The following is a 2,152-nucleotide window of genomic DNA, read 5'->3' as shown; positions in this document are numbered from 1 at the left end:
TCCTCTACCCCGCCGCCTTCGCCAGCCCCTTGGAAAGCTGCAACGCGCCGTGGAGCCGCGCCTTGGGGTCGCCCCAGCTGCGTGTCACCACCAGCTTGCTGTCGGGCCGCAGCCGCGCGACGCCGTCGAGCTTGGCGACCCAGGCGAGCAGCCCTTCGATATTGGGCGGGCTGTTGTCGAAGAAGGTGACGAGCGCGCCCTTGGGGCCGACATCCATCTTCGCGACCGCCGCCTTTTTGGCGTTGAGCTTGATCTCGATGATGCGGATCAGATTGTCGGTCGGATCGGGCAGTTTCCCGAAGCGATCGATCATCTCGGCGGCAAACGCCTCGAGCGCGTTCTGGTCCTCGACATCGTTGAGACGGCGATACAGGCCCATCCGCAAATCGAGATCGGGCACGTAATCCTCCGGGATGAGGATCGGCGCGTCGACGGTGATCTGGGGTGAGAAATCCTTCGGGCGCAACCGCTGGCCACCCGCCTTGGCGTCCATGATCGCCTCTTCCAGCATCGACTGGTAGAGTTCGTAGCCGACTTCCTTGATATGTCCCGATTGCTCGTCGCCGAGCAGATTGCCCGCACCGCGCTGATCGAGATCGTGGCTGGCAAGCTGGAACCCGGCGCCGAGCGTGTCGAGGTCTGACAGGACCTTGAGCCGCTTCTCGGCGGTTTCGCTCAGGATGCGGTTTTCGGGCGTGGTGAGATAGGCGTAGGCGCGGGTTTTCGCGCGCCCGACGCGTCCGCGCAGCTGATAGAGCTGCGCCAGGCCGAAGCGATCGGCGCGGTGGATGATCATCGTGTTGGCGCTTGGAATATCGAGCCCGGATTCGACGATCGTGGTGGAGACCAAAACCTCGAACTTCTTGTCGTAGAACGCCGACATGCGCTCCTCGACTTCGGTCGGGGCCATCTGGCCGTGCGCGACGACGTAGCGGATTTCGGGGACCTGTTTGGTGAGGAATTCCTCGATATCGGGGAGATCCTTGATCCGCGGCGTGACGAAGAAGCTTTGTCCGCCGCGATAATGTTCGCGCAGCAACGCCTCGCGCAGCACGATTGGGTCCCACGGCATGATGTAGGTCCGCACCGCAAGCCGGTCGACCGGCGGGGTCTGGATCACCGACAGCTCGCGGATCCCAGACATCGCCATTTGCAACGTGCGCGGGATCGGCGTGGCGGTGAGTGTCAGGACATGGACGTCGGTCTTCAGGCCCTTCAGCCGCTCCTTGTGGGTGACGCCGAAACGCTGTTCCTCATCGACCACGACGAGGCCGAGCCGCTTGAATTCAATCCCCTTGGCGAGGATTGCGTGCGTGCCGATCACGACGTCGATCTGGCCGTTGGTCAGGCCCTCCTTAGTCGCTTTCGCCTCCGCCGTCGGCACGAGTCGCGACAAGCGCCCGACATTGAGCGGAAAGCCTTCGAAGCGCGCGGTAAAATTGTTGAAATGCTGGCGCGCAAGCAAGGTCGTCGGGCACACGATCGCGACTTGCTGCCCCGACATCGCCGCGGCAAACGCGGCGCGAAGGGCGACTTCGGTTTTGCCGAAACCGACATCGCCGACGACGAGCCGGTCCATCGGGGTGCCCTTGGCCAGATCGGCCATCACATCCTCGATCGCGCGATCCTGATCCTCGGTTTCCTCGTACGGGAAGCGGTCGACGAATGCGGAATAGCCACTGTCGCGTTCGATCGTCTCGGCGGGCCTGAGCGCGCGTTCGGCGGCGGTTGCGATCAGCTCACCCGCGATTTCGCGGATGCGCTCCTTCATCTTCGATTTGCGGCGCTGCCATGCCTCGCCGCCCAATCGGTCGAGGCTCGCGCCGTCGCTGTCTGAGCCGTAGCGGGTCAGCACTTCGAGATTTTCAACCGGCACAAACAGTTTGTCGCCACCGGCATAGGTCAAAGCGACGCAATCGTGCGGCGCGTGACCGACCGGGATCGAGGTCAGCCCCTCATAGCGGCCGATGCCGTGATCGGCGTGGACGACGAGATCGCCCGGGGTGAGCATCGCCAGTTCGGCGAGGAACGCATCGGCCGATTTCTTGCGCTTCGCGCGCCGCACCAGCCGATCGCCGAGCATGTCCTGCTCGGTGAGCAGCGCGACTTGCGGGCTGGAGAAACCGTGGTCGAGCGGCAGGACGAGGAGTGC

Annotated in this window: 1 protein-coding gene; it reads right to left on the bottom strand. The window is 64.0% G+C overall.

Going from position 1 to position 2,152, the window contains the following annotated elements; all coding sequences use genetic code 11:
• Nucleotides 1-4: 4 nt before the first annotated feature.
• The coding region (gene mfd, locus ABWP09_RS11645) for a transcription-repair coupling factor (protein WP_353205301.1) at nucleotides 5-2,152 on the bottom strand (2,148 nt) is incomplete at its 5' end.

The organism is Sphingomonas sp. (assembly GCF_040398505.1).
Lineage (GTDB): Bacteria > Pseudomonadota > Alphaproteobacteria > Sphingomonadales > Sphingomonadaceae > Sphingomonas.
Note: the sequence above shows the minus strand (reverse complement) of the source record. Positions and strands in the feature narration are given on the sequence as shown.